Source organism: Bacillus sp. EB600, assembly GCF_024494385.1.
Lineage (GTDB): Bacteria > Bacillota > Bacilli > Bacillales > Cytobacillaceae > JAEVLT01.
On record NZ_JAEVLT010000002.1, the window covers coordinates 303,869 to 329,181 of the forward strand.

A 25,313-nucleotide genomic window follows, 5' to 3' on the forward strand; every position below is an offset into this window, starting at 1 on the left:
TTCTTTTCTTATTGTGTACTTTTGTGATTTTCCTATCACTCCAAATTTACTGAGATTTACTGGCAAATGAGGATGTAACCATTGTTTGCCACTGAGTGTCAGTTAGTGATAAAATTTAATTTATGCCTTCATTCAAAGTTATCAACAGATTATTCTTTTAAAATAGTTTAAAAAAAACAAAGGAGGTTGCTGAAATGATTCAGACAAACCCTTTCCCATATTCTTTAGATCAGAAGCGATACCATACATGGAATTACCATCTACGCCAGCAATTTGGTCATAAGGTATTTAAAATTGCTCTAGATGGCGGCTTTGATTGCCCGAATCGGGATGGCACAGTTGCTCATGGCGGTTGTACGTTTTGCAGTGCAGCAGGCTCTGGGGATTATGCCGGAAACCGTGCGGATGATCTCGTCAAACAATTTCAGGATATTAAGGAAAAAATGCACACAAAATGGAAAGATGGCCAATATATGGCTTACTTTCAGGCATTTACGAATACACATGCGCCTGTAGAAATTCTGCGCGAAAAGTATGAAACAGTATTAAACCAAGAGAATGTCGTTGGACTGTCCATTGCCACTCGTCCTGATTGCCTTCCAGATGATGTAGTTGACTATTTGGCAGAACTAAATGAACGAACATATTTATGGGTTGAGCTTGGACTGCAAACAATTCATGAACGAACTGCCTTATTAATTAATCGTGCCCATGATTTTAAAAGTTATGTTGAAGGAGTCAATAAACTTAGAAATCGTGGAATCCGTGTTTGTTCCCACATCATCAATGGACTCCCGCTTGAAACGAAAGACATGATGATGGAAACCGCTCGTGAAGTGGCAAAGCTTGATGTTCAGGGTATAAAAATTCACTTATTGCATCTGTTAAAAGGAACTCCGATGGTAAAACAATACGAAAAAGGGATGGTTGATTTCCTTTCGAAGGAAGACTATGTAAACCTAGTTTGCGACCAATTGGAGATTATCCCCCCCGAAATGGTTGTCCACCGAATTACTGGTGATGGACCAATTGATCTCATGATCGGCCCAATGTGGAGTGTTAATAAATGGGAAGTTCTAAATGCGATTGATGATGAGCTTAAGCGAAGAGACAGTTATCAGGGGAAGTTTTACAATAAAGATGGAAAACAATCATGAAGATTGAAAAAATCCCTTCATTTGCACAAAGCTTACTCGAAAAAGCCGTTACTATTGGTGATACTGTTGTCGATGCTACAGTAGGAAATGGGCACGACACGTTATTCCTCGCAAACCTTGTCGGCGAAACCGGTCGGGTTTACGGGTTTGATGTTCAGCTAGAGGCTGTTACAGCATCAGCGGAACGGATAAGCAGCCATGGACTATCAAACCGGGTTACTCTTTTTCACCAGGGTCATGAAAATCTTGGTCATTGCATACCGCAAGAGGAACATGGGAAAATTACAGGCGCTGTTTTTAATCTTGGCTATTTGCCAGGAAGTGATAAAAGCATTGTTACAAAACCGAACACGACCATTGCAGCTGTAGAGCAGCTGTTAACAATTATGGCACCCGAAGGAATTATCGTTTTGGTTATTTATCACGGTCACCCTGGAGGGGCAACGGAACGTGATCAATTGCTTCAGTATTGTGAACAGCTCGATCAAAATGATTTCCATGTTTTGCAATACCAATTTATTAATCAAAAAAATAGCCCGCCATTTATTGTGGCGATTGAAAAAAGGTGAAGTACAAAAGCGGAAGCGCCCGTTTAGCGCACGACAGGACTGGAGCACACCGACTGAGATAAAGGAAACACGAAGAGCGTTAGCGCATTCGTGCTTGACTTATCGTAGGGAGGTGGGCGAAGTACACTAGTCGCTGGGCGCTGTAGCTAGACGTAACTAGGCTATCGGCCTAGTTTCACCTTTTTATTGTTGAAGTGAAGATTTCTGTTCTTTGCCAGCTGGAAACCATTTTTGAAAGGTTCGATAGGCACGTCCGTTAACATAAAAGAAATAACTTGTTAAACCACCCGTCTTAATGATTTCTTTGGCTAGCTTGCGGACATTCTTTTGCTTGCGGACCTTCTCATCAGAAAGATAAATACCTAACAACCCGCGGTTAATCAACTGGTGGAATTTCTTGTTAGGTAGATCCTCTGTATGACGGTCTGCCTCTATCACAAAGTGCTTCAGACGTTTAAACAGTTCTTCTTGATTTTCGTAATAAAAACAAAAATTTAAATCCCCACCAATTTTATCTTCCTCCTGATCAATCAAATAATCCAATAAAATATGTAAGCCCTGAATATAAGGAAAGTACCCATTCCGAATGTGAATGGCATCCTCTTTTTGAAAGTCTGCCCTCAACGCATAGGAAATAAGGCAAAATATACCAAGTGTTGAACCTGAGCATGCTGAAAATTCATACCACTCCATCTTGGGCAATTGCTGTTGATAGACAGTAAACCAGTTTTTCAAACGGGGTACCCTTTCTGCTGGAGTAACATGCTTATGTACCTGCAAATCACAATAATACTGACAAAGCTCAAACAAATAACTTTTTATAAAATCATAATGATCTACTTCGGATAATACAGACCGACATGTTTCAGTTAAATCATTTAAATAATTGCCATCATCCTGATCTGGACGCAGTCGATAATAATTTTTTGGCTCCGGGTTTAATGTTAATGCATCCAGCATTGATTCATGAAGGGCAGAGAAATCATCTGGATCAAGTGAAGTGCTCCGATCACATAAGTTATCTAAATAGTCACTAATGGTTTGATAGGCGACAATAAATTTAACTGCCTTTTTTAATTGGTTATTTGCCATTAGGGCTAGAATGGCTCCTCCTTCGCAATGGAACGTTTTATGTTCTATACTCGCAAGTGCCTGCCTTCTAAGCTCAGGATTCGGAATTTCACCTGCCCTCTTCTTCCAATACGCCAGTTCGTGATGAACTGCAGGAAAAATTTTATGATATACCTTTGACATTAAGTTGATTGGCGCAATCGAAAGCACGATTCTGACACCTCTTTTAAACGATATAGCCAATTGATTTTAATTGACTTGAAACAAAGTCCTTTGCATATTCAAAAATTTCTTCCCGTTCAGGCTCATTAAAAATTTCATGATAGCACTTTTGCCATTCTTTAAACCTTTTTTCCGATAATGGCACGCCGTTAAACCATTCCTTAACTGTATTTTTATTAACAATCTTATCGTCGCCGGCTTGCATGACGAGCATAGGCACATCCTGGATTTCACTGATTTTTTCAAACGCAAGCTTCATCGCAGCGGCTAATTCCCGATACCACCTGACGGAGACCTTTGTAATATACAAAGTATCATTAACGTCTGCCTCACGAACATCTAGGTTTCTCGTCGCCATTTCAACCGTCAGTCCAGAATTAAGACGTAAAGTAGGATAAATCATATTTAGTAAATATGAGAGGGAATTTACCAATTTAGACGGTGTTTTTATCAGGCCAAGACATGGAGAGGACAAAATAACTCCAGCTATGTTTAATCTTTCTTCCTGTAATAGTCGAATCGAGACTAGTCCGCCCATACTATGTCCCAATAAAAACACAGGCAATTCATAACGGTAGGCAGCCTGGACCCAATCTTTTACTTCAAATATGTATTCGTCGAAGGAATCAATATGCCCCCGGCGAGACCGGGTTGTCATGCCTTGGCCGGGAAGATCAGCCATGATGATATGAAAGCCCGATGTACGCCACATTTCGATTAGCCAGCCGTAGCGGCGATGATGCTCCATCGCACCATGCACCATCACAATCACCGCTTTTGCTTCTCCTTCCGCTTCCCATTTCCACATATTTCCTCCTCCTAAATCACCAAGAATAACGTAGAATAATTGTAAATAAAATATTTCGAAATCTATTTATAATACCTGCAATAAAGGTACTATATCACAAAAAAGAATAAAACTTTATGCAAAAAGCTTTCAACAAACAATGATCATTCGATAGAATGGAACTAGAAAGGAGTGAAAAAAATTGATCTATCCATTCAAAGGCAAGTATCCTAAAATTGCTGACTCTGCATTTATTGCAGATTATGTCACCATTACAGGTGATGTTGAAATCGGTGAAGACTCTGGGATATGGTTTAACACTTCCATTAGAGGCGATGTTGCCCCTACTATTATTGGCAAAAAGGTAAATGTTCAAGACAATAGTGTCCTTCACCAAAGCCCAAATAATCCGCTTATTTTGGAAGATGGAGTTACCATTGGCCATCAGGTAATTTTACATAGTTGTATCATTAGAAAGAATGCCCTGATTGGCATGGGCTCGATTATTCTCGATCAAGCTGAAATCGGCGAAGGTGCCTTTATCGGGGCTGGAAGTCTTGTCCCGCAAGGTAAGAAAATCCCGCCTAATACTTTAGCCTTTGGCAGACCAGCCAAAGTAATTAGAGAGTTAACACCTGAAGATATTCAAGATATGCAGCGTATCTCTAGAGAATACGCCGAAAAAGGAAATTATTATAAGTCACTGCAAGGAAAGAATAAGTAATTACTTATTCTTTCCTATTATTAACATTCACATCATGATTGACTCCAAGAAAAAATAATTAGGTGGTTTTATGAATTCTTTATATCCACAAATCATCGTCCTTTTGATCGTGCTGTTTCTTCTTTTATGGTTGCTGAAGAAGGCGGTACGTACCTTTAAATCAACATTTTTGTTCTTTTTTATCTTTCTCATTCTTCTTGCTGGTTTTATCTTAGATAGTGCAAAAACTGAGCATGTGGCAATGGCTGTAACCTCGATAAAAAGCTGGTTTCATTCTCCCGTTGTCACGACAACTAGTTTTCTCGAAGAGCAGCTAAATTTGCAGAATGTACCAATTAAAGATCAAGTTCTCCTCGATGCACCTGTCGTTGCCCAATTTCCAGAGCTTCCGCGCGGCTGTGAGGTTACAAGTTTAGCGATGCTTCTAAATCAGGCTGGTAAAAATGTCGACAAAATGGAGCTCGCGGCTAAAATCAAAAAAGATCCTACCCCAAAAACTGTTTCCAACGGACAAATTTATTTTGGAAATCCTGACAATGGATTTGTTGGCAGTATATACACTTTTAAAGAACCTGGCTACGGAGTTTACCACGAACCAATAGCCAAGCTTGCAGAAAACTACTTACCTGGAAGAATAAAGGATTTAACGAATTCAGACTTTAATGAATTAAAAATTCATCTCTCAGATGGCCGTCCGATCTGGGTAATTACAAACACCTTGTACAAAAAGCTTGATGACAACATGTTCCAAACATGGAATACGCCAACAGCTACAGTAAAAATCACTTATAAGGAACACTCAGTTTTATTAACAGGCTATGATCAACAGTATATCTACTTTAACGACCCATTAACAGGAGCGAAAAATAAAAAAGCACCCATAACGGATTTTAAAGAATCCTGGGTGCAAATGGGAAGTCAGGCCATTACCTATCTCCCTTAGTTTTTCATTGGTTGTAATTTTTTCTCTGTTTGGAAGGAGTACTTCCCTTCCATATAGACCTGGTGCCAAACCATAAAGGCAAGAACGGTCCAAATCTTTCGGCTGTTGTCGTGCTTACCCTGGCAATGGTCTTCAAGCAGTTTCAATACATAGGCCTTATTGATTAATTGATCCGTATTGCTTTCGCGGATTATTTTTTTTGCCCAATCGTTCATCTCATCCTTTAACCAAAGACGGATCGGAACAGGGAAACCAAGCTTTTTGCGGTTTAAGACATGGTCAGGAACAATGCCTTCAGCCGCTTTCCTGAGAATGTATTTTGTCGTTCCATTTGTGACCTTTAAACTTGCCGGTATTCTTGAGGCAACTTCGAATACCTCTTTGTCCAGGAATGGAACGCGCAGTTCTAAGGAATGAGCCATCGTCACCCGGTCGGCGTTCAGCAAAATGTCACCGTTCAGCCAGGTATGCATATCAATAAACTGCATCCGGTCAACCGGGTTATAGCCTTTACTTTCATCATATAATGGTTTCGTGATATTGGTATAATCCAGTCCTTCGCGATAATTATTTAATAATTCCCGCTTTTCCGCTTCACTGAACATCTTGGCGTTTCCTATATAGCGTTTTTCAATAGGTGTGACGCCGCGCTCGATAAAGCTTTTACCTTTCATTCCTTCCGGCATCATGGCTGAAATTGTTTTCAAAAGGGCTTTACCCGCCTTTGGTATACGGTCGAATACTTCCAACGACTGGGGCTCATGGTAGATATTATAACCGCCAAACAGTTCATCGGATCCTTCCCCTGAAAGGACAACTTTGACATGTTTCCTTGCCTCGCGGGCAACGAAATAATGCGGCACGATGGCCGGGTCGGCCAGCGGATCATCGACCATCCACATAATTCTTGGAAATTCCTGCATGAATTCTTCCGGAGTAATCATATAGCTAATATTCTCAACACCAATTTTTTCAGCAGTTTCCTTGGCCACATCAATTTCGCTATAACCTTCCCGTTCAAAACCAACCGAAAAAGTTTGAATCGCTGGATGAAATTCTCTAGCAATCGAAGCGATAATCGACGAGTCGATTCCGCCGGAAAGGAAGGCGCCAACTGGAACATCACTGCGCATATGCATTTTTACTGAATCAAATAAAACGTCCCTGATTTCTTTGATAAAATCTGCTTCTGCTTTGTCTATCGGCTTAAATGTTGCCCGCCAGTACTGGTGAGTTTCCATCTTTTTTCCTATTTTTTTAATAAAGTAGTTCCCCGGTTCAAGCTTTTTAATGCCTTCCGACATTGTCAATGGTTCAGGAACAAACTGATAGGTAAAATAATATTGCAGGGCATCATAATTTAACACATCATTCTCAAGCGCAAGCAAAATGCTTTTTTTCTCAGAAGCAAAGAAGATGCGATCATCGTCTTCGAAATAAAAGAGTGGTTTGATTCCAAAATGATCCCTTGCTCCAAAGACTGTCTTTTCTTGTTTATCCCAAATAACAAACGAAAACATTCCGCGTAATTTTTCCACTGCTTTTTCTTTTAAGTGACTGTATAAGGCTACAATGACTTCCGTATCTGAATTTGTCGCAAACGTTAAACCTTCTTTGCGAAGTTCTTCACGTAGTTCGATATAGTTGTAGACTTCACCATTAAATATGATCCAATAACGATCATTCTCGTATGTGAGCGGCTGATGCCCGCTTTCGATATCAATAATGGCTAACCGCCGGAAACCAAATTGGATATGGTCATCATAATGAAAGCCTTCATCATCTGGTCCGCGATGGGTAATCAGATCATTCATATTTTTAAATTGCTGTATTTGATCATCACGATAATTTTGTGCTTTTTCGTGTACACAGCCAATAAAACCGCACATTATGTACCTCACCTACTCCATTTCTAAATCTTTCCTTTTCCTTAGCAAAGGAATACACAAGTCGAAAATAAATACTCTCTCATACTACCACTAATCATAAAAAAATTGCACCTGTAATGATAGGAAAATTCACGTACTATTAAGTTTTACCTATACATATACATATAAACTAGGGATGAAGCCTTAGACAAAAAAACAGGAGTTACATTAGGCTGCAACTCCCGCTGTTTCATTCTATTAAAGACCAGCTTGTGCTTTTAAATCATTTGCTTTGTCTGTCCGTTCCCAAGGAAGATCTACATCTGTACGGCCAAAGTGTCCGTATGCTGCAGTTTGTTTGTAAATTGGACGTCGCAGATCCAACATCTTAATAATCCCTGCTGGGCGAAGGTCAAAGTTTTTACCTACTAAATCAACCAATACTTCTTCACTGACTTTACCTGTGCCAAAAGTATCAACGGAAATGGATACAGGCTTAGCAACACCAATGGCATAAGCAAGTTGTACTTCAACTTTCTCTGCTAGTCCTGCCGCTACGATATTTTTAGCAACATAACGTGCAGCATATGCTGCCGAACGGTCTACTTTCGTAGGGTCCTTTCCGGAGAATGCGCCTCCGCCATGACGGGCATATCCACCGTATGTATCAACGATAATCTTACGGCCTGTTAAGCCTGCATCCCCTTGTGGACCACCAATCACAAAACGGCCGGTAGGATTAATGAAATATTTTGTATTTTCATCGATTAGTTCTTTTGGAACAACTGGTTTAATAACATGTTCTTTCACATGACGTTGAATTTGCTCTAACGCGATTTCTGGGTGATGCTGCGTTGAAATCACAATTGTATCAATTCTTACCGGTTTGTCATTTTCGTCATATTCGACTGTTACTTGTGTTTTTCCGTCTGGACGAAGATAAGGAAGGATTTCTTCTTTACGAACCTCTGTTAAACGACGGGCAAGCTTATGAGCAAGTGAGATAGGCAGCGGCATAAGTTCTTTTGTTTCGTTACAGGCAAAGCCGAACATTAAACCTTGGTCTCCTGCACCAATCGCTTCAATTTCTTCATCAGTCATTTGCCCTTCACGTGCTTCAAGTGCCTGGTTTACACCCATTGCTATATCCGGAGATTGCTCATCAATGGAGGTTAATACAGCACAAGTCTCAGAGTCAAAGCCATATTTAGCACGATTGTACCCGATACCTTTAATGGTTTTACGAACAATTTTTGGAATATCTACGTAAATAGATGTTGTGATTTCACCTGCTACAAGCACTAGGCCAGTTGTTACTGAAGTTTCTGCAGCAACACGTGCATTGGGATCTTTCGCTAAAATTGCATCTAAAATGGAATCAGAAATTTGGTCACAAATCTTATCCGGATGACCTTCAGTGACTGATTCAGAAGTGAACAAACGACGTTTTGCTGACAACTGAATTCCTCCTATATTTATGAGATAATCGAGGTTCCTGAAGGTTACAGGTATACTTCTTGAACCTCAGATATTGATACGGAACTCATTCCCTTTATAGTATGAAATAAACAAAGGATTTTTATTAGAAACTCTTATCATTAAAAGGCTTATACAAAAGAACGAAAGCGCAAGCACCTGTTTAGCGCACGACAGGACTGGAGCACACCGACTGAGATAAAGGAAACACGAAGAGCGTTAGCGATTCGTGCTTGACTTATCTCAGGGAGGTGGGCGAAGTACACTAGTCGCTGGGCGCTGAAGCAAGATGTAAATTAACTTCATTCAAAGTTATCAACAGGTTATTATTTTATAATTTCCTAGACAACAAAAAACCTTTCCATTGTGAGGAAAGGTTGATAGCAAATTTTGCGCGCCTTTCACTCTTATCGTTCAAGGTCAAGCCTTGCTTCAGATTAGCACCTCGCTAGGAAAAAGACCTGGAAAGAGGTCGTTCTTCTCATATAGCAGGTTGCTGGGTTTCATAGGGCCTGTCCCTCCACCAGCTCGGGATAAGAGAGTATCCGTTCAAATTAAAATCATACCGTACCCTAGTAACCAATGTCAACCACTTTTGCAGAATAATCATGAAAAAAGGGGATCATTCATTTTTTTCTACCTTTAAATAAGCTAATTTTCGGTATTCATGAAATTCTAATTAATTTACAGAAATTTTCATAATTAGTATAGACTAATCATTTTAATGTGCTATACTATTTGTAAAATGTTACAACATTAAAATCATTGTAAAGGATGGTATTCATTAAATGAACTCCACGCATACTGAAAATGTGCTAAATGGTTTACTTGCAAAGGAAAATGTCCATATCCAATTGTCAGTTCCACAATTAGTCGAAAAGGTTTTAAGCCGGAAGGAAGCAACCTTAACTTCAACAGGTGCAATACGAGTTTCAACAGGTAAATATACGGGTCGCTCCCCGCAAGATAAATTTATTGTTGAGGAACCGTCAACAAAGGATAAAATTGGTTGGGGAACGAACCAGCCGATCTCGCAAGAATCATTTTCAAGACTATATGACAAAGTTCTTGCTTATTTAGATCAAAAAGAGGAAATCTTTGTTTTTAATGGTTTTGCTGGAGCAGATAAGAAATCCCAATTGCCTATTCAAGTTATTAATGAATACGCATGGCATAATCTTTTTGTTCATCAATTATTTATCCGCCCTACTGACGAAGAACTCAGTACCCATAAACCGGAATTCACTGTTATTTGTGCTCCGAACTTTAAAGCTGATCCAAGTGTTGATGGTACGAAATCTGAGACATTTATTCTGATTTCTTTTGAAAGAAAAACAGTTTTAATCGGTGGAACAGAATATGCAGGTGAAATGAAGAAATCGATTTTCTCCGTTATGAATTTCTTACTTCCGGAAAACAATATTTTATCCATGCATTGCTCTTCAAATGTAGGTGCTGAAGGCGATGTTGCCCTTTTCTTCGGTCTTTCCGGAACAGGAAAAACAACACTCTCGGCAGATCCAAACCGCCGTTTAATTGGTGACGATGAGCATGGCTGGTCCCAGCACGGGGTCTTTAATATTGAAGGTGGCTGCTACGCGAAAACAATTAACCTTTCCCGTGAAAAGGAACCACAAATTTTTGATGCGATTAAATTCGGTACCGTCCTTGAAAATGTAGTTATCGACCCTACTACTAGACTAGCGAATTATGATGATAGTGCATTGACTGAAAATACTCGGGCTGCCTATCCTTTGGAAGCACTCGATAATATTGTTCAGCCTAGTGTTGCCGGCCACCCAAACACTGTTGTATTCTTAACTGCAGACGCATTTGGAGTTTTGCCTCCAATCTCAAAATTATCAAGAGAGCAAGCCATGTACCACTTCTTAAGTGGTTATACATCCAAGCTAGCCGGAACAGAGCGCGGAGTTACATCTCCAGAAGCAACTTTTTCTACCTGTTTCGGAGCGCCATTCCTGCCGCTTCCTGCAACTCGCTATGCAGAAATGCTTGGCCAAAAAGTACTAGAGCATAATGCCAATGTATTCCTTGTTAATACAGGCTGGACTGGCGGTGAATATGGGATCGGCAACCGGATGAAACTTTCCTATACAAGGGCAATGGTTCAAGCTGCACTCGAAGGTGAATTGAACAACGTTGAAACTGTTAAAGATGAAATTTTTGGTTTAAATATCCCTGTTCATGTTGCAGGTGTTCCTGATGAAGTACTGCAACCGCAAAAAACTTGGGCTGACAAGAACGCTTATGAAGCAAAAGCAAAAGAACTTGCTGCCAAGTTCCGTGAAAACTTCAAAAAGTTCGCTGACGTTTCAGCTGAAATTGCTGAAAAAGGTGCACCGTTAAAATAAATGCGGAAGTTCCCTGATACTATAAATAAAAACCTTATCATTGCTGATAAGGTTTTTATTTATTCCACTCATTAATTTGTTGAATTCAATGAAACTAATTCATAGGTTATAAACGTTGCTTGATTTTGCCATTCAACCTTTTTAATCATCCCTGTTCCGTTTGAATCGCCCTCAATTTCTTTTCTTACATCCACGGGGATATCGATTGGATATAATCGATATCCTTTCTTCTCTAATAAAAAAAGATTTTCCTCCAGCCTTTTTTCTCGGCCTTTCGTCACAATCATAGTATTTAATTCAAGAGGCATTCCCATTCGCATCGCTCCTCTTATTATTTTAACTCTATTTTAACACTTTTCACTCTGCGATTTCATCCATCTCGTTAAATCTGTGACGATTCTTCGATTGACAAGTGGTGGAAAATAGTGATTAAAATCATGAAAATACCAGCTTTCAACAGGTTTATGTAATGCCTTAAGCCGATTTTCAAGCAGATAGGCATGTTGTACAGTAACATTTTGATCCTTTACTCCATGGATGATCAATACGGGTGCAGTGATTTTTTCTACTTGATAAAGTGGCGTGCGCTTGTGATACTTTTCAGGATATCTAGTAGGAGTTCCGCCAATGACCCTCTTCATCATTCTTCTTAAGTCCTGCCGTTCCATGTATGTTAACGACATATCACTAACACCTCCCCAAGTCACAACGCTTGTTATGTCAGGAAAGTTGATTGCTGTCCATAAAGCCATTACACCTCCGCGGGAAAAACCAAAAACATGAATGTTTTTTACAGTGGGAAGTGATTTCAACAGAATTAATGCTGCAAACGCATCTTCCCTGTCTTCTCCGCCAAAATCTTCATTTCCTTCTCCACCTTGGTTGCCTCGATAAAAGGGAGCAAACACAATAAATCCCTCTGCAGCAAACTGCGCTATCCTTGCCGGACGGACCATCCCCACGCTTTTAATCCCACCTCTTAAATAAAGAAAGGCATCCTTTGTTTTTTGATGCTTTGGTTCAGCAAGCAGACCCTTTACGCGCAACCCATTTGAAAAATAGGTAACCAGCGTTAATTCTACATTCGGATTCGGAGATGGTAATCTGTGTGATGCGACTACTTTACCATTCTCGTCCATTATTACACCCTCTCCTTTTACTTTTTACAATTGGGCATTCACACATTTTCTTCCCCTTCATACGATATTTTAGGTAAAAAACAGCCCAGATTGAGGAGGTTCCATTACATGAAAAAATTGTTAAAACTCAGTGTTTCCATTTTCTTCTCCGCTATTCTTATCTTTTCATTAGCAGCCTGCAGTAATACTAGTCAACCACCCAAAAAACAGCATGAAAAAGTCCGCATTGCTGAGGTAACCCGTTCGATTTTCTATGCACCTGAATATGTTGCATTATCCAAAGGTTTTTTTAAAGATGAAGGATTAGACGTTAGCCTTACGACTACTGCTGGTGGTGATAAAACGATGACCGCCCTGCTTTCTGGAGGTGCTGATATCGGACTCGTTGGTTCAGAAACATCAATCTATGTTTATGCACAAGGCTCCGGTGACCCAGTTATCAATTTTGCTCAGTTAACCCAAACAGATGGTACATTCCTTGTTTCAAGAAAGAAAATTGATCATTTTTCATGGGAGCTATTAAAAGGCACAACCTTTCTAGGACAACGAAAAGGCGGAATGCCGCAAATGGTTGGTGAATATGTTCTCAAACAACATGGGATTGATCCGCACCAAGACTTAAACTTAATTCAAAATGTTGATTTTGCTAACATTTCAAGTGCGTTTGCTTCTGGAACAGGTGACTTTGTCCAATTATTTGAACCAACTGCCAGCATATTTGAAAAGGAAGGAAAAGGCTATATCGTCGCTTCCTTTGGAACAGAATCTGGGCATGTCCCCTATACTACCTTTATGGCAAAACAAAGCTATATGAAAAAAAATCCTGCAACTGTCAAAAAATTCACAAAAGCAATCTATCGGGCTCAGCAATGGGTGGACTCTCATTCTGCTAAAGAGACAGCTCAAGCCATTCAGCCGTATTTTCCTGACACGGATATGGGTATTATGGAAACAGTTGTTGACCGTTATAAAACACAAGGATCGTATGCAACCAATCCAATTCTTGATCAAAAAGAATGGAATAACCTCCAAACTATTATGAAAGAAGCTGGAGAACTTCCAAAACAAGTAGACTATAAAACCCTTGTGAATACGAGTATCGCTGAGTCTGTCATTCAAAAGTAAAAAACTTTGAGATCCAAAAGTAAAGTCTAAAGGAGGCGGTCCAATGAGTTTGTTGACCATCAATGAAATCCAACATACCTATTTTACAAAAGCCTCTACGACCACGGCCCTCTCCAATGTCTCACTAAAAATTGAGGAAGGAGAATTTGTTTCCTTTCTCGGCCCTAGCGGCTGTGGAAAAACGACCCTTCTGTCCATTATTGCCGGGTTACTGAAACCAACCCAAGGAACCGTTCTTCTGGAAAATAAACCTCTGTCTTCGAAAAAGAATGATATTGGCTATATGCTTCAGCAAGACTACCTGTTTCCTTGGAAAACAATTGAAGAAAACGTCCTTTTGGGATTGAAATTATCAAAACAGCTTAATGAGAAAACGAAATCAGCAGCATTACAGCTTTTAAAGCAAATTGGTCTAAACGGCGTGGAGAACCAACTGCCAAAGCAGCTTTCCGGTGGAATGCGGCAGCGTGCTGCACTTGTAAGAACATTAGCAACAGAGCCAAAGATATTAATGCTTGACGAACCTTTTTCAGCACTTGATTATCAAACTAAGTTAAAATTGGAGGATTTAGTCTCCAAGACATTAAAAGAGTTTAAAAAAACGGCCATTCTTGTTACACATGATATCGGTGAAGCCCTTGCGATGAGTGATCGGGTATTTTTATTTTCAGCAAGGCCAGGCAGGCTTTATCGTACTTTTCAAATTCCCGATGCGCTAAGAAAGGAATCTCCTTTTAAGGCCCGAAACCACGAATTGTATTCCACCCTTTTTCAAACAATTTGGAAGGAGCTGGAATCCCTTGAATCAACATAAAGTAAAACACCTGCATCAAGAATATCTACGTTCCATAAAAATTGAAAAAAGATGGGTGCGATTTTATCAAGTTTTAATTTTTTTATTATTTTTTATTGGCTGGGAAGTCGCTAGCAGACTTCATTGGGTCGATCCGCTCATTTTCAGTTCACCTTCAAAAATATGGCTGTTATTTTTGGAAAAAGCACAAGATGGAACACTGCTGGAAAGCACCAGTGTAACCTTAACAGAAACTGTCCTTGGCTTTATATTAGGGACATTACTAGGTACCATTTTAGCGGCAATCCTATGGTGGTCCCCGATGATCTCAAAAGTTCTTGATCCCTATCTCGTAATTTTAAACGCATTGCCAAAGGTTGCCCTTGGTCCGATTTTAATTGTTGCTTTAGGTCCTGGCTACACTTCTATTGTTTCAATGGGTATTATTATTTCCGTTATTGTGACAACGATCGTAATTTATACATCCTTTCGCGAAGTAGACCCCAACTACATCAAAGTAATGCAGACATTTGGTGCTACCCGACTGCAATGCTTTAAAGAAGCCATCCTGCCTGCCAGTTTTCCGACGATTATCTCGACCTTAAAGGTTAATGTCGGGTTATCATGGGTAGGAGTAATTGTCGGAGAATATCTTGTTTCATCTAAAGGTCTTGGATATATGATTATTTACGGCTTCCAGGTGTTTAATTTTACATTAGTCATGCTATCACTGCTTGTCATCGCTGTCTTAGCGACTATTATGTACCAGCTCGTTGATTTTATTGAGAAAAAACTAATAAAAGAATAGCGCTAATGACGCTATTCTTTTTAGTTTTTCGGTAAAATCGAATCTTTTTATTAATTTCCGGATGACTTGCTCTTTCATAAATTCTGTTTCTTAGGTCATTTTTTCAAGAAGTCGAATAACCTGTATCAAAAAAGCAGCTATGTACTTTGAAAAAAAGTAATTAGCTGCCTTTTTATCTTTTCATTTTATTTCTTTAAGGAAAAAGCTTGTCTTGCCTAGCAAAACAACTCATGCAAAGACAATTGTTTTATTACCATGAACAAGAACTTTATCTTCAACATGCCACGAAACCGCTTCGGCAAGAACCCTCTTTTCCACATGACGTCCGGCAGTCTTTAAATCTTCTGCTGCATAGCGATGATTAATCCGTTGTACATCTTGTTCAATAATCGGTCCTTCATCGAGATCATTCGTTACATAGTGGGCAGTTGCCCCGATTAACTTTACACCCCGATTAAACGCTCTCACATAAGGATTTGCCCCAACAAATGCCGGTAAGAAAGAGTGATGGATGTTAATAATTTGATTGGGATAACGAGAAATAAAATTGGGGGAAAGAATTTGCATATACCTTGCAAGCACAATAAAATCTACTTTCCCTTCCAAAAGCTCTAACACTTTCTGTTCTGCCTCTTCTTTCGAATCATGAGACATTGGGATATGATAATAAGGAATACCGTACCCTTCAACAGTTTCTTTTAAATCGAGATGATTACTAATAACCATCGGGATTTCCACCTGTATTTCCTTGGATTTCCACCGCCAAAGCAACTCATTGAGACAATGGTCTGCTTTGGAAACAAAGATGGCCATTCGCTTCCTTTTTTCATTACTGGTCAACTGCCAATCCAAAGAATAGTCCCGTCCCATAACATGCAGATCTTGTTCAAGCTTTTCAAATGAAGCATCAAATTCTTCCATATCAAACTCGATCCGCATAAAAAATACACCTGCGTGCGGATCTGTTGTATGCTGGTCAAAATGTACAATATTGGCTTTGTGTTCTAATAAAAAATTCGTTACTGTCGAGATGATACCCGGCTTTTCCGGACAAGAAATTAATAATTTTGCACGGTTCTGCTTTACTTTTGTAATCATTGCTCTTCCACCATCCTTAGTCGTATATTTTATGTAAAGCTAATTGAATAGAAGGGCTAATAATTTGATTGATTTAAAGGTTAATGCAGGAGAACCCTCTGAAACCTCTTAAATACTTATTCCTATTTTTTGTAATCCAATCAATCCTAAAGTGATCTTCTTATGCATGAATAGCCTTTCCATCTACGGCTAATGCCGCTTCACCAATCGCTTCTGTTAATGTTGGGTGTGGATGAATCGTATGGGCGATATCCATTGCAGTTGCATTCAATACACTGGCTAAGCCAACTTCCGTAATCATATCCGTTACATGCGGACCGACCATATGCGCTCCTAGTAGCTTATTCGTTCCTTCTTCAACAACAAGTTTCACAAATCCGTCTGAATCACCATAAACGAGAGCTTTTCCGATTCCACGGAATGAGAATTTACCCGTTTTTACTTGATAGCCTTTCTCTTTTGCTTGATCTTCTGTGAGTCCAATACTTGCTACTTCAGGACTACAGTATACACATTTTGGAACAAGTGAAGAATCAAGTACACCAGGATTTTCCCCTGCGATGTGTTCAATGGCAATGATTCCTTCATGTGAGGCAACATGGGCAAGCTGCAAGCCGCCAATGACATCGCCGATTGCATAAATATTCGGTTCATTTGTTTGATAATGCTCATTGGTTTTAATAAAAATACCATTCAATTCAACTGACGTTTTTTCAAGCCCAATTCCTTCGGTATTTGGTGATCGCCCTACCGATACCAAAAGTTTATCTGCAGAAAACGACGTTTCTTTCCCTTTATGCTCTGCCTTAACCGAAACACCCTCACCTTTTTCAAGCGTTTCCGGAAGCACCTTTGCCCCTGTGACGATTTTAACGCCCTTTTTCTTTAGTAAACGCTGAATTTCCTTTGAAACATCTTGATCTTCTGTCGGTAAAATCCGATCTGCATATTCAATTACTGTAACTTGTAATCCGAAGTCCACGAGCATTGATGCCCATTCTATTCCAATCACTCCTCCGCCAACAATGATAATCGAATTTGGAAGTTCCACCATTTCGAGTGATTCATCTGAGGTCATCACATACTTCTCATCTACATCCAATCCAGGGAGTGTTCTTGGTCTTGATCCTGTAGCAATTAAAATATTCCGGGGACTTAAAATGATTTCCCCTTCACCATTATTCAATTCTATTAAGACATCTTTTGTCTCCAAAATGCTGCCTTTCCCATCATAAACATCGATTTTTCCTTTTTGCATTAAATGTTGGATTCCTTTAAATAGGCGGTCCTTAATTTCTTCTTTCCGATTCTGTGCTTTCGAGAAATCAAGTCCTATTTCTGGGGAGGCAATTACACCAAACCGATCTGCAATTTTTGTTTGAACATACACTTCCGCACTTCTTAATAAGGCCTTAGTCGGGATACATCCGGCATGAAGGCAAGTACCACCGACTTTACTTTTTTCAACAACCGCCACTTTGAGACCTAATTGAGATCCGCGAATAGCAGCAACATATCCTCCTGGTCCACCACCGATAATAACAACGTCATATTCTTTTGTCATCTCTGTATCTCCCTTTCATATTGAAATATTACTCAAGCTACCCTTTATGTTTTAAAGCCGGAAGATTAATCTTAATCTCTTAATCACTTCAGATTTCATTTCCAAGAAAACTGATAGAGACCATTATTTTTTTGCGCAAAAAAGGACAGGGAAGGGCAGCTAAAGCTTGCTTTTACCCTTCTCTGTCCTTTTACCTGAGAGTTTAGTTCCATTTATAATGAGAACCTTCCCCTTTGGTGGCATATATGTATACGCGCTCTCCAGAGTTGCGTCCAGTTGTGGTTCCATCTACCTGAGAGATTTGTTCCAAGGGTCTTTTTGGAACTTGCTCCTTCGGTGGCGTGAAAAATGCACTCTCCCACAACCGTCATTCGCTGCTATTTTTGTTATTTTCAGAATAATCAGAATTAATTTATTTCTATTGCACATGCACTTGAAGTAAAACTCTCTCCAACGAGAAAGCCAAGTTCATCTGTATAATCAATTTGCGTCTCTTCATCTAACATACGTTTTGTAAAGAAATCTATTCGGAACTGGATTCCATCAAATTCAATAACAGTATCGTTCCGTCTTACTTCATCAAAAATAAGCGAAAATTTTACAGATACTCCACATCCACCGGCTACTTCGGCATCAATTCGGGGAAATTGTCCTTCCCTCAATTCCATTGCTTTTAGCTTAGTTAATGCTGTCTCCGTTAATGTTATAACCATGGAATCCTCTCTTTCTCGCAAGTCCGATCTTTTATGATTGCACCTTTACTTTTGCTGCTTGAACCTGTTCATCAGCATGATAAGAGGAGCGAACAAGCGGACCCGCTTCGCAGTGACTAAATCCTTTTGACATGGCAATTATTCTAAGTTCTTCAAACTCTTGTGGACTCCAGTATTTTTCAACTTTTAAATGATTTTTGGTAGGTCGCAAATATTGGCCGATTGTCATAATATCCACATTGTTAGCGCGAAGATCATCCATCGTTTCGATAACTTCTTCTTTTGTTTCTCCAAGACCGATCATAATGCTTGATTTGGTTGGAATAGCAGGATTCATTTCTTTTGCACGGCGCAAAAACTCAAGGGAACGTTCGTAAGTAGCCCGGGCACGAATTTTTGGTGATAATCGTTTTACCGTCTCAATATTGTGATTTAAAATGTTGGGCTTCGCATCCATTAATGTTTTTAAGTTCTCATATTCACCATTCATATCGGAAGGAAGTACTTCAATACTGCAAAATGGATTACGGCGTCTTACGGCTTTTACCGTTGCTGCAAAAACTCCTGCTCCTCCATCCTTTAAATCATCACGGGCAACAGCAGTAATTACGACATGCTTTAGACCCATTTGCTCCACTGATTCTGCCACACGCTCCGGCTCTTCCCAATCAAGCTCCGTCGGAAGCCCCGTTTGGACGGCACAGAATCGGCAGGCACGTGTGCATACACTTCCTAATATCATAAATGTTGCTGTTTTTCGTGATGCCCAGCATTCATGAATATTCGGGCATTTCGCTTCTTCACAGACCGTATGAAGCTTTTTTTCACGCATCATCGTTTTCAAGCCTGTATACTGTTCATTCGTATTTAATTTAATCTTAAGCCATTCTGGTTTGCGAACATACTCAGCTGCCATCTCATTCACTCCTATGAACGGAACATATAATCTACTAAACTTGAAAATTATCTGTGCAGGGTAACCCCCGCACAGATGAAAATCTCATTTTATACGTTTACAGTTTCTTTTTCTTTCACTGTCGATTCTTCTTTTGTATAGCGCAAAATCGGTTGTCTAGCTGCTTGCACTTCATCCAATCGGCCGATCACCGTTGTATGTGGTGCCTCTAAAACGATACCAGGGTTTTCTTCTACCTCTTTGGCAATTTGAATCATCACATCTGCAAAAGCATCCATTGTTTCTTTTGATTCTGTTTCCGTTGGTTCAATCATTAAACATTCTTCAACATTTAATGGGAAGTAGATAGTAGGTGGATGATAGCCAAAATCTAACAGACGTTTTGCCATATCAAGTGTACGAACTCCCAATTTTTTCTGTCTTGAACCAGATAAGACAAATTCATGCTTACAAATTTGTGAATATGGTGCGTCAAAATATGGTTCCAGCTTCTTACGTAGGTAGTTTGCATGAAGAACAGCGCCTTCAGAAACTTCACGTAAGCCAACATTTCCCATTGTACGAATATAAGCGTAGGCACGAACGTTAATACCAAAGTTTCCATAATATCCTTTAACACGTCCAATGGACAATGGGTAATTTGCATTTAGTACAAATTTTTCTCCATCTTTTTCAATACGTGGTACAGGTAAATGAGGAATTAAGATCTCCTTAACCCCAACTGGGCCTGAACCTGGGCCTCCACCACCGTGTGGACCTGTGAATGTTTTATGAAGATTTAAATGCACAACATCAAAGCCCATGTCTCCTGGAGTGGTTTTTCCTAAAATTGCATTGGAGTTTGCTCCATCATAGTAAAGTAATCCGCCTGCTTCATGAACAACTTCAGCGATTTCTTTAATTTGCTTTTCAAATAACCCAAGGGTATTAGGATTTGTAAGCATTAATGCAGCTGTATCACTATCAACATGTTTCTTTAATTCTTCTAAATCAACTAATCCATCTTCATTGGATGGAATGGTAACTGTGTTAAAGCCGGCAACGCTTGCACTGGCAGGGTTTGTGCCATGAGCAGAGTCTGGAACAAGTACCTTTGTTCTAGTTTCGCCTTTGTTTTCATGATAGGCTTTGACCATCATTAATCCGGTCCATTCACCTTGAGCACCTGCTGAAGGTTGTAGTGTTACTGCATCCATACCAGTGATAACAGCTAGTTCTTCTTGTAGATTATATAATAATTCCAAAGCGCCCTGTACTGTTTCAGTTGGTTGATATGGATGAATGCGGCTAAATCCTGGAATACGTGCCACAACTTCGTTCACTTTTGGATTGTATTTCATTGTACAAGATCCCAGTGGATAGAATCCATTATCGATTCCGTGGTTTTTATTTGAGAGTGCTGTATAGTGACGAACAAGGTCAAGTTCAGCTACTTCAGGAAGCTCTGCTTCTTCATCACGAATTAAATGTTTTGGAAATTTATCTTCTAAGTTAATGCTATCAACGTCACTTTTCGGTAGGCTATAACTCACACGACCGGGACGACTGATTTCAAAAATTAAATCATTATACTCAGCCATTTACAACCGCCTCCACTGCTTCTACAAATTGGTCAATCTCTTCTTTTGTACGTTGTTCTGTTACTGCAATCAGCATTTGATTTTCAAATCCGTAATCAATGCCTAAGTCATAACCACCGATGAATCCTGATTCAAGAAGCTTAGTGTTAACTTCTTTAATTGGACGTGGAAGTTCTACAACAAATTCATTGAAGAATGCTGACTTGTTTAAAACGTTAAAGCCTTTGTTTTGAAGAGATTTAGCCATGTAGTCAGCTTTCTCAATATTTTGCTGTGCCATTTCACGAATTCCATTCTTTCCTAATGCTGACATGCAAATAGAAGAGGCAAGAGCATTTAGTGCTTGGTTTGAACAAATATTGGATGTCGCTTTATCGCGGCGGATATGCTGCTCACGAGCTTGCAAGGTTAACACAAATCCGCGTTGTCCTTTCTCATCTGTCGTTTGCCCGACAATACGTCCAGGGATTTTCCGCATAAATTTCTTATTGACTGCAAAATAACCACAGTGTGGGCCCCCGAAGGACATTGGGATTCCTAATGGCTGCATATCCCCAACTACAATATCTGCCCCAAGCTTACCAGGAGCCTGAAGAAGAGCCAATGCCAGCGGATTGGAACTTACGATGAAAACCGCTCCGTTTGCTGCTGCAATTTTCTTAATTTCTGTTAGATCTTCAATCGAACCAAAGAAATTTGGATATTGAACAACTACAGCTGCTGTGCCTTTATCCACTTGTGCTTTAAGTTGTTCTAAGTCTGTTACATCTACAGCAAGACTTACTTCTTCAACTGAATATCCATGACCCTTTGCAACAGTGTTTAAAACTGCACGGGATTCAGGATGAACAGCTTGTGAAATAACTACTTTTGAACGTCTTGTAGAAGCAACAGCAAGTGAAGCAGCTTCTGCTAGAGATGTAAAGCCGTCGTACATAGATGAGTTTGCTAAATCCATTCCTGTTAATTCACTAACCATCGTTTGGAATTCAAAAATAGCTTGTAATTCCCCTTGGCTGATTTCTGGTTGATATGGTGTATAAGCTGTATAAAATTCCGAACGTGAAATCATATGATCAACAACACTTGGAATGTAATGATCATATGTACCCGCACCTAGAAAAGTTGGATACTGATCTGCATTTAAATTACGCGCAGCAAGTTTGTTCATTTTCTTCAATAGAACAGGTTCTGGATCCGCTTCTGGAATAGCTAATTCACCTTTTAAGCGAAGTTCAGAAGGAATATCTGCAAATAATTCTTCAATTGAAGACATTCCTAAGAAATCGAGCATTTCCTTTTTGTCTTGTTCCGTATCAGGGAGATATCTATAAGTATTCGCCATCTTATTCCTCTCCTTCATTAATAAATGCTTGATACTCATCCTCATTTAAAAGGGCTTCCAGTTCTTCCGGAGATGACATTTCGATCTCTAGTAACCAGCCTTTGCCAAATGGGAATTCGTTAATTGTCTCTGGAGCATCTTCTAACTCTTCGTTGATCCGGACAACTGTACCTGAAACTGGAGCGAAAATTTCAGAAACAGCTTTAACTGATTCGATTGTTCCCATTGATTCCTCTGCAGTTACTTCATCATCCACTTGCGGATTTTCAACAAATACGATATCGCCAAGTAGTTTTTGGGCATAATCCGAAATTCCAATGCGCACTCGATTTCCTTCTAATTGTAAAACCCACTCGTGTTCCTTGCTATATCGTAAGCTTGCAGTTGCATTTGTCATTGGTTTTTTCTTCCCTTCAGCTCTTTTTTTGGTTTTAAAAATTCAGTAAATGTTATAATAACAGGCGACCTAGCAACTGCCGCCTGTATGGAAGATAGCCTACAGCTTTGACACTCTATTAACCTCTTTTATAGAATGGAGCTTTTACCACTACAGCATCAATCAACTTGTTACGGATTTCCACTTTTAAAGGTGTCCCAATTTCTGCATATTCCGCTGCTATTAATGCAAGACCAATGCTTTTCTTTAACGATGGTGACTGTGTTCCAGATGTCACAACCCCAAGTTCCTCTCCAGCTTCTGAAACCACTTTATAACCGTGGCGCGGAATCCCACGTCCTGTCACTTCAATTCCTACAATTTTTCGTTTTAATCCAGCTTCTTTTTGGGCGATGAGTGCAGATTTCCCGATAAAATCGCTTTCCTTTTTCAGTTTTACGGCAAAGCCGATTCCTGCTTCAAGCGGATTAATATCGCTCGCTAATTCCTGGCCATATAGGGAAAGCTTTGCTTCTAAGCGCAACGTGTCACGGGCACCAAGTCCACATGGCTTTAACCCGTCTTCACTTCCAGCTTCTAAAAGCTTTTCCCAAAGTGCCGGTGCTTGATCAGCGGAAAAGTACAGTTCGAAACCATCTTCCCCTGTATAGCCCGTGCGGGATACTAGTACATCTTTTGCCCCGTCCAAGTCGACATGTTGAGCAAATGTAAATGATCCGATTTCGGATAGATTAATATCCGTTAACTTTTGTAAGATCCCTTCAGCTTTAGGACCCTGGATAGCAAGCTGAGCAATTTCATTCGAAATATTTTGCAGCGTCATCTCTCCTTTTGCTTGCTTTTGCATCCATTCGAAATCTTTCTCAATGTTTGCAGCATTAATGACGAGTAAATATTTTTCATCTTCTAATTTGTACACTAGTAAATCATCGACAGTTCCGCCGTCTGGATAGCACATGGCGCAATACTGTGCTTGATTAATGCTAAGCTTTGTTACATCGTTTGTCACAAGAAAGTCGATATAACTCTCTGCATCTTTACCCTCAACAAGCACTTCACCCATATGGGAGACATCAAAAAGTCCCGCTTTTGTTCGAACTGTCTCATGCTCCTCTAAAATGCCCGAAAACTGTACCGGCAGTGCCCAGCCTCCAAAATCAATAACTTTGGCACCATATTTTCCATACGTTTCAAAAAGCGGTGTTTGCTTTAATGCTGTTTTTGTACTCATTGCTATACCCCCTATGATTTCCTGCAAAATAGTCGTTCTTTTACTTGTTTCCCTGTTTCTGTCGTTGCCAGCCCTCCAAGTGCAGTTTCCCGGAGGGTCCGAGGCATATCTTTTCCGACTCTATACATCGCTTCAATTACTTCATCACAAGGAATACGGCTTTCAATCCCGGCAAGGGACATATCCGCTGCTGAAAACGCGATGGAAGTTCCAATGACATTCCGCTTAATGCAAGGCACTTCAACCAGGCCTGCTACAGGGTCGCACACCAAACCTAAAAGTGACTTCATCGCTATCGCAGTTGCAGTCACAGCTTGCTGTGGTGTGCCCCCTTTTAATTCAACAATCGTTCCGGCTGCCATGGCTGTTGCCGATCCAACCTCAGCCTGGCACCCTCCCGCTGCCCCTGAAATGAAGGAGCGGTTCGCAATGACATAACCGAGCATACTGGCTGTAAACAATCCCATGACTAAATCTTTATATGGTGTACCATCATTTTTATGGAGCGAAAACAATACCCCAGGTAAAATCCCGGCTGCCCCGGCAGTTGGTGTTGCAACAATGACACCCATTCGTGCATTGTTCTCAGAAGTTGCTAATGAAAAGCTCATTGCATTGCTGATATAGCTCCCTGACAGTGCTTTACCTTGATTCATGTAATCATACATTTTCACGGCATCACCGCCGGAAATTCCACTTGGTGCGCTTGAGTTATCTTTTATACCGCTGTCAACAGCTTCTTTCATTTTGATCAATCGTTCTTCCATCATCGCAATAATGGTTTCTTGATCTCTTCCGGATTTTTCTGTTTCCAACGTTAACATGATTTCGCCAATGGTTTTTTTTTCACTTTCACAGGCTTCGAGCAGTTCTCTCATAGACCCGATTTCCATCATATTGCCTCCATAAGCTGTTTCCTGCTAGGACGATACTGGCTGGCAAGGTTTGTAAAATCTTCGCCTGCACTCAAACGAATATCGACCATCTCATCGTCAATCAAAAAGATCTTAGATAAGCCGCCTCCTAGCGATACACCACCAACCTTAACAACATAATCACCGCACTTTGCTGTAACGATTGCTATATTTGGATGATCATAATACTCGCAGTCTTCCGCAAATTCGAATTGGTACTTCAAGCCGTTTTCCTTCGCCCACTCCAATGAATACTTGATTTGTGGATCATCTGTATCCATCCCGATTAAGCCGCCGAGCAGAGCCTTGTCTGTTCCATGGCCCTGATAGGTTTCAGCGAAAGAATCATAAAAGACAATATTTGCTTCTTCGGGACAATCTCCCAACAATTCATAAATAAATTTTCCGATCGATACGACACCTGCTGTATGCGAACTAGAAGGTCCCACCATGATCGGGCCAATAATGTCAAAACAACTCTGAAATTCCATCAGCATGCCC

24 protein-coding genes and 2 riboswitches are annotated in these 25,313 nt (G+C 40.1%); of the genes, 8 read left to right on the forward strand and 16 right to left on the reverse strand.

Features of this window, described 5'->3' with window-relative positions; all coding sequences use genetic code 11:
- Nucleotides 1-194 precede the first annotated feature (194 nt).
- Both mnmL and mnmM read left to right on the forward strand, forming a co-directional pair.
- A complete protein-coding gene (mnmL, locus tag JN080_RS04160; protein WP_256234649.1) occupies nt 195-1,157 on the forward strand; it encodes a tRNA modification radical SAM protein MnmL/YtqA in 963 nt (320 codons plus the stop codon).
- Nucleotides 1,154-1,726 carry a tRNA 5-(aminomethyl)-2-thiouridylate-methyltransferase MnmM gene (gene mnmM, locus JN080_RS04165; protein ID WP_256234650.1) on the forward strand — a complete coding sequence of 191 codons (573 nt, stop codon included), beginning with the start codon at nt 1,154-1,156 and terminating at the stop codon, nt 1,724-1,726. The genes mnmL and mnmM overlap by 4 nt, the downstream gene beginning before the upstream one ends.
- A gap of 183 nt (nt 1,727-1,909) precedes the next feature.
- On the opposite strand, the gene JN080_RS04170 is transcribed toward mnmM, so the two are convergent.
- Together JN080_RS04170 and JN080_RS04175 are read right to left on the reverse strand one after the other, a co-directional pair.
- Entirely contained in the window at nt 1,910-2,980 is a 1,071-nt protein-coding gene (locus JN080_RS04170) for a tetraprenyl-beta-curcumene synthase family protein (protein WP_256234706.1), read from the reverse strand.
- Between the two features lie 43 nt (nt 2,981-3,023).
- Nucleotides 3,024-3,827: an alpha/beta hydrolase gene (locus JN080_RS04175; protein ID WP_256234651.1), complete on the reverse strand. Its 804-nt coding sequence runs from the start codon at nt 3,825-3,827 to the stop codon at nt 3,024-3,026.
- 181 nt (nt 3,828-4,008) lie between these two features.
- Here JN080_RS04175 and JN080_RS04180 point away from each other — a divergent pair, with 181 nt between their 5' ends.
- Both JN080_RS04180 and JN080_RS04185 read left to right on the forward strand, forming a co-directional pair.
- Nucleotides 4,009-4,530, forward strand: a complete 522-nt coding sequence (locus tag JN080_RS04180) for a gamma carbonic anhydrase (protein WP_256234652.1) — start codon at nt 4,009-4,011, stop codon at nt 4,528-4,530.
- A gap of 70 nt (nt 4,531-4,600) precedes the next feature.
- Complete coding sequence (locus JN080_RS04185) at nt 4,601-5,473, forward strand: C39 family peptidase (protein ID WP_256234653.1); 873 nt, start codon at nt 4,601-4,603, stop codon at nt 5,471-5,473.
- Here JN080_RS04185 and asnB read toward each other — a convergent pair.
- Nucleotides 5,470-7,362 carry an asparagine synthase (glutamine-hydrolyzing) gene (gene asnB, locus JN080_RS04190; RefSeq protein ID WP_256234654.1) on the reverse strand — a complete coding sequence of 631 codons (1,893 nt, stop codon included), beginning with the start codon at nt 7,360-7,362 and terminating at the stop codon, nt 5,470-5,472. The two genes, JN080_RS04185 and asnB, sit on opposite strands and share 4 nt — an antisense overlap.
- A gap of 237 nt (nt 7,363-7,599) precedes the next feature.
- Nucleotides 7,600-8,799, reverse strand: a complete 1,200-nt coding sequence (gene metK / locus JN080_RS04195; RefSeq protein ID WP_256234655.1) for a methionine adenosyltransferase — start codon at nt 8,797-8,799, stop codon at nt 7,600-7,602.
- 422 nt (nt 8,800-9,221) lie between these two features.
- Nucleotides 9,222-9,357: riboswitch (SAM riboswitch) on the reverse strand.
- A 248-nt stretch (nt 9,358-9,605) separates the two neighbouring features.
- Between metK and pckA the strand changes: the two genes are divergently transcribed.
- Nucleotides 9,606-11,189 carry a phosphoenolpyruvate carboxykinase (ATP) gene (pckA, locus tag JN080_RS04200; RefSeq protein ID WP_256234656.1) on the forward strand — a complete coding sequence of 528 codons (1,584 nt, stop codon included), beginning with the start codon at nt 9,606-9,608 and terminating at the stop codon, nt 11,187-11,189.
- A gap of 71 nt (nt 11,190-11,260) precedes the next feature.
- Here the strand turns inward: pckA and JN080_RS04205 are convergent, their stop codons facing one another.
- Both JN080_RS04205 and JN080_RS04210 read right to left on the reverse strand, forming a co-directional pair.
- On the reverse strand, nt 11,261-11,503 hold the full coding sequence (locus JN080_RS04205) for a DUF2584 domain-containing protein (protein WP_256234657.1): 243 nt from the start codon (nt 11,501-11,503) through the stop codon (nt 11,261-11,263).
- Between the two features lie 33 nt (nt 11,504-11,536).
- Entirely contained in the window at nt 11,537-12,328 is a 792-nt protein-coding gene (locus JN080_RS04210; protein WP_256234658.1) for an alpha/beta hydrolase family protein, read from the reverse strand.
- Between the two features lie 108 nt (nt 12,329-12,436).
- On the opposite strand from JN080_RS04210, the gene JN080_RS04215 reads away from it, so the two are divergent.
- From JN080_RS04215 to JN080_RS04225, 3 genes are read left to right on the forward strand one after another with little or no spacing between them, the layout of a single operon-like run.
- A complete protein-coding gene (locus tag JN080_RS04215; protein WP_256234659.1) occupies nt 12,437-13,453 on the forward strand; it encodes an ABC transporter substrate-binding protein in 1,017 nt (338 codons plus the stop codon).
- A gap of 43 nt (nt 13,454-13,496) precedes the next feature.
- A complete protein-coding gene (locus JN080_RS04220; protein WP_256234660.1) occupies nt 13,497-14,267 on the forward strand; it encodes an ABC transporter ATP-binding protein in 771 nt (256 codons plus the stop codon).
- Nucleotides 14,254-15,054, forward strand: a complete 801-nt coding sequence (locus JN080_RS04225) for an ABC transporter permease (RefSeq protein ID WP_256234661.1) — start codon at nt 14,254-14,256, stop codon at nt 15,052-15,054. The genes JN080_RS04220 and JN080_RS04225 overlap by 14 nt, the downstream gene beginning before the upstream one ends.
- A gap of 228 nt (nt 15,055-15,282) precedes the next feature.
- Here JN080_RS04225 and purU read toward each other — a convergent pair whose 3' ends face one another.
- The 10 genes from purU to JN080_RS04275 all read right to left on the reverse strand — a co-directional run bounded on the left by purU (nt 15,283) and on the right by JN080_RS04275 (nt 25,303).
- Entirely contained in the window at nt 15,283-16,152 is an 870-nt protein-coding gene (gene purU / locus JN080_RS04230) for a formyltetrahydrofolate deformylase (protein WP_256234662.1), read from the reverse strand.
- Between the two features lie 160 nt (nt 16,153-16,312).
- Nucleotides 16,313-17,716 (reverse strand): dihydrolipoyl dehydrogenase, encoded by a 1,404-nt coding sequence (lpdA, locus tag JN080_RS04235; protein ID WP_256234663.1) that lies wholly within the window; start codon nt 17,714-17,716, stop codon nt 16,313-16,315.
- A gap of 269 nt (nt 17,717-17,985) precedes the next feature.
- A riboswitch (glycine riboswitch) is annotated at nt 17,986-18,087 on the reverse strand.
- 36 nt (nt 18,088-18,123) lie between these two features.
- Entirely contained in the window at nt 18,124-18,429 is a 306-nt protein-coding gene (locus JN080_RS04240) for an iron-sulfur cluster biosynthesis family protein (RefSeq protein ID WP_256234664.1), read from the reverse strand.
- Nucleotides 18,430-18,460: 31 nt separating this feature from the next.
- A complete protein-coding gene (gene lipA, locus JN080_RS04245; protein WP_256234665.1) occupies nt 18,461-19,345 on the reverse strand; it encodes a lipoyl synthase in 885 nt (294 codons plus the stop codon).
- Between the two features lie 89 nt (nt 19,346-19,434).
- Nucleotides 19,435-20,925, reverse strand: coding sequence for an aminomethyl-transferring glycine dehydrogenase subunit GcvPB (gene gcvPB, locus JN080_RS04250; RefSeq protein ID WP_256234666.1), 1,491 nt, complete (start codon nt 20,923-20,925; stop codon nt 19,435-19,437).
- Complete coding sequence (gene gcvPA, locus JN080_RS04255) at nt 20,918-22,270, reverse strand: aminomethyl-transferring glycine dehydrogenase subunit GcvPA (protein WP_256234667.1); 1,353 nt, start codon at nt 22,268-22,270, stop codon at nt 20,918-20,920. Before gcvPA ends, gcvPB begins: the two co-directional genes overlap by 8 nt.
- A 1-nt stretch (nt 22,271) precedes the next feature.
- A complete protein-coding gene (gene gcvH / locus JN080_RS04260) occupies nt 22,272-22,667 on the reverse strand; it encodes a glycine cleavage system protein GcvH (protein WP_256234668.1) in 396 nt (131 codons plus the stop codon).
- A 118-nt stretch (nt 22,668-22,785) separates the two neighbouring features.
- Entirely contained in the window at nt 22,786-23,898 is a 1,113-nt protein-coding gene (gene gcvT / locus JN080_RS04265; RefSeq protein WP_256234669.1) for a glycine cleavage system aminomethyltransferase GcvT, read from the reverse strand.
- Nucleotides 23,899-23,909: 11 nt separating this feature from the next.
- A complete protein-coding gene (gene sdaAA, locus JN080_RS04270; protein WP_256234670.1) occupies nt 23,910-24,791 on the reverse strand; it encodes an L-serine ammonia-lyase, iron-sulfur-dependent, subunit alpha in 882 nt (293 codons plus the stop codon).
- Nucleotides 24,791-25,303: a serine dehydratase beta chain gene (locus JN080_RS04275; RefSeq protein WP_256234671.1), complete on the reverse strand. Its 513-nt coding sequence runs from the start codon at nt 25,301-25,303 to the stop codon at nt 24,791-24,793. The genes sdaAA and JN080_RS04275 overlap by 1 nt, the downstream gene beginning before the upstream one ends.
- Between the last annotated feature and the right edge of the window lie 10 nt (nt 25,304-25,313).

Excerpts from the sequence above, each read along its gene's own strand:
- JN080_RS04215 (WP_256234659.1), top strand. The coding sequence starts at position 12,437 with ATGAAAAAATTGTTAAAACTCAGTGTTTCCATTTTCTTCTCCGCTATT.
- JN080_RS04210 (WP_256234658.1), bottom strand. The coding sequence starts at position 12,328 with ATGGACGAGAATGGTAAAGTAGTCGCATCACACAGATTACCATCTCCG.
- JN080_RS04170 (WP_256234706.1), bottom strand. The coding sequence starts at position 2,980 with ATGTCAAAGGTATATCATAAAATTTTTCCTGCAGTTCATCACGAACTG.
- lpdA (WP_256234663.1), bottom strand. The coding sequence starts at position 17,716 with ATGACAAAAGAATATGACGTTGTTATTATCGGTGGTGGACCAGGAGGA.
- asnB (WP_256234654.1), bottom strand. The coding sequence starts at position 7,362 with ATGTGCGGTTTTATTGGCTGTGTACACGAAAAAGCACAAAATTATCGT.
- purU (WP_256234662.1), bottom strand. The coding sequence starts at position 16,152 with ATGATTACAAAAGTAAAGCAGAACCGTGCAAAATTATTAATTTCTTGT.
- JN080_RS04175 (WP_256234651.1), bottom strand. The coding sequence starts at position 3,827 with ATGTGGAAATGGGAAGCGGAAGGAGAAGCAAAAGCGGTGATTGTGATG.
- JN080_RS04185 (WP_256234653.1), top strand. The coding sequence starts at position 4,601 with ATGAATTCTTTATATCCACAAATCATCGTCCTTTTGATCGTGCTGTTT.
- gcvPA (WP_256234667.1), bottom strand. The coding sequence starts at position 22,270 with ATGGCGAATACTTATAGATATCTCCCTGATACGGAACAAGACAAAAAG.
- lipA (WP_256234665.1), bottom strand. The coding sequence starts at position 19,345 with ATGGCAGCTGAGTATGTTCGCAAACCAGAATGGCTTAAGATTAAATTA.
- gcvH (WP_256234668.1), bottom strand. The coding sequence starts at position 22,667 with ATGACAAATGCAACTGCAAGCTTACGATATAGCAAGGAACACGAGTGG.
- gcvT (WP_256234669.1), bottom strand. The coding sequence starts at position 23,898 with ATGAGTACAAAAACAGCATTAAAGCAAACACCGCTTTTTGAAACGTAT.
- mnmM (WP_256234650.1), top strand. The coding sequence starts at position 1,154 with ATGAAGATTGAAAAAATCCCTTCATTTGCACAAAGCTTACTCGAAAAA.
- pckA (WP_256234656.1), top strand. The coding sequence starts at position 9,606 with ATGAACTCCACGCATACTGAAAATGTGCTAAATGGTTTACTTGCAAAG.
- mnmL (WP_256234649.1), top strand. The coding sequence starts at position 195 with ATGATTCAGACAAACCCTTTCCCATATTCTTTAGATCAGAAGCGATAC.
- gcvPB (WP_256234666.1), bottom strand. The coding sequence starts at position 20,925 with ATGGCTGAGTATAATGATTTAATTTTTGAAATCAGTCGTCCCGGTCGT.
- JN080_RS04205 (WP_256234657.1), bottom strand. The coding sequence starts at position 11,503 with ATGGGAATGCCTCTTGAATTAAATACTATGATTGTGACGAAAGGCCGA.
- JN080_RS04240 (WP_256234664.1), bottom strand. The coding sequence starts at position 18,429 with ATGGTTATAACATTAACGGAGACAGCATTAACTAAGCTAAAAGCAATG.
- JN080_RS04275 (WP_256234671.1), bottom strand. The coding sequence starts at position 25,303 with ATGGAATTTCAGAGTTGTTTTGACATTATTGGCCCGATCATGGTGGGA.
- sdaAA (WP_256234670.1), bottom strand. The coding sequence starts at position 24,791 with ATGGAAATCGGGTCTATGAGAGAACTGCTCGAAGCCTGTGAAAGTGAA.
- JN080_RS04220 (WP_256234660.1), top strand. The coding sequence starts at position 13,497 with ATGAGTTTGTTGACCATCAATGAAATCCAACATACCTATTTTACAAAA.